Annotated in this window: 1 protein-coding gene and 1 other RNA gene; both read right to left on the bottom strand. The window is 67.5% G+C overall.

Annotated features, from left to right (window positions below):
• Nucleotides 1-94, bottom strand: an RNA gene (gene ffs / locus AC5RWT_RS37375) — signal recognition particle sRNA small type.
• A 7-nt stretch (nt 95-101) separates the two neighbouring features.
• Complete coding sequence (locus AC5RWT_RS37370) at nt 102-1,133, bottom strand: hypothetical protein (protein WP_494084616.1); 1,032 nt, start codon at nt 1,131-1,133, stop codon at nt 102-104.
• Nucleotides 1,134-1,457: the final 324 nt, after the last annotated feature.

Below are 1,457 nucleotides of genomic sequence, written 5' to 3'. Positions count from 1 at the left end.
TAAAGACCCCTCATGCACCTGACAGAGCCCGCTTACCCTTGCTACCTTCCGGTCCTGGGGGAGTTCACAGGATGACACCGCATGAGGGGCCGACGAACAGTCTACCCGACTCCCGGTGGCGTCCCGAAATCAGCGGCAGGGCCTGGAGGAGAGCCGCCGGCGGTGCCTTCGGGTGCGTTCCACCAGCGCAGCACGCGCGAGCAGCGGAGGGTGGCCCAGCGGCCGATGTCCTCCGGCGTCCAGCGGAACCACATCCGTCCCGGATAGGGCCTATACCCGCCCCAGTTGCCCGGAGTGCGCCGTCCGGCGGCCACGGCTTTCACGGCGATCGACATCCGGTCATCGTGCGGGCAGTCCTCGGCCCGGAAGTACTCCAGCCCGCGAAGAATGTCGTAGTGCCACTGTGGCGGGAACCGGAACTGTGACAACGCGGGGTGCGCCACGGCCCCGGTCCGGTGGGAGCGGTAGAGCGAATGCATCAGCAGGAACTCGCGGCCGCGGGATTCCGCCACGCCCACGCTGATTCCGCCGCCGCTGTGACGGTAGGCAGCCAGTGCTTCCAGCGTGCTGATAGTGGTGTGGAACGAGGCGTGCTTGTCCAGGGAGATGTGGGGCTCGCAGTTCCAGCCGCCGTCGTCCAATTCCTCAGCCAGCAGCCACGACACGGCGTCGTCGATCCGCTGGTCACCGCCGAGCCGCTGGCCCAGCTCGGAGCTGACCAGCACGGCCATGGCAGTGACGCAGTTCTCCGCCCGGTCCGGATGCTTCCCATAGCCCAGCCCGCCGTCGAAGTACTCGGCCCCGTCCAGCAGCCGCCGGCAGCCGGCCACTGCTTGCGGGTGCCCCGGCGCCAGTCCGAGCCAGTGGAGCAGCAGCAGGGTAAACAGGGTGGAAGTCCACTTGGGGTTGTAGAGACCGCCGCCCCAGCTGCCGTCCGCGTCCTGGAAGCTGAGCAGCAGCGCGCCCCAGCCTGAGCCGGCGATCCTGGCCTGCGCCTCGGTCACTTCGGTCGCGGAAGCGTCGCAGAGATCGCGGAGAGTTTGGAACCGGATGGACGCATCACCGGCCAGCAGCCAGTCCAGAATGCTTGCCGGTGGAACGCTGCCATCCGCTGACTCCGGAGCCGTGGCCATGTCGGTTCATCCCTCTCGGGTGGAGGGTTTTCCCAAGCCCTTCACCGCATCAATGGCGATAGTTTGCCACTGTGAAATGCAGGCTTCCAGTGCAGAGGTCCGGCTACGCCCGACGGCGCCCGGATTCGCTCCGCGGACCGCTCAACGGCGGGACTCGGCGGCCCCGGGTTGGCTCGGCAGCCCCGCCTCAAGGGAGGTGCGGCGTCCTGCCCGATTCGGCACATGGCACCGGTTTCGGGTACTCTGGTATCTGCTCTTGTGAGCAAACAGCTGGAGGATTCGCCTAGCGGCCTATGGCGCACGCCTGGAACGCGTGTTGGGTTC

The organism is Arthrobacter sp. Dra40 (genome assembly GCF_059091905.1).
The sequence above is the reverse complement of the archived record's forward strand: the minus strand, read 5'-3'. Positions and strand labels throughout refer to the sequence as shown.

Bases quoted from the DNA above. Each gene is read 5' to 3' on its own strand.
- AC5RWT_RS37370 (WP_494084616.1), bottom strand. From the start codon at position 1,133: ATGGCCACGGCTCCGGAGTCAGCGGATGGCAGCGTTCCACCGGCAAGC.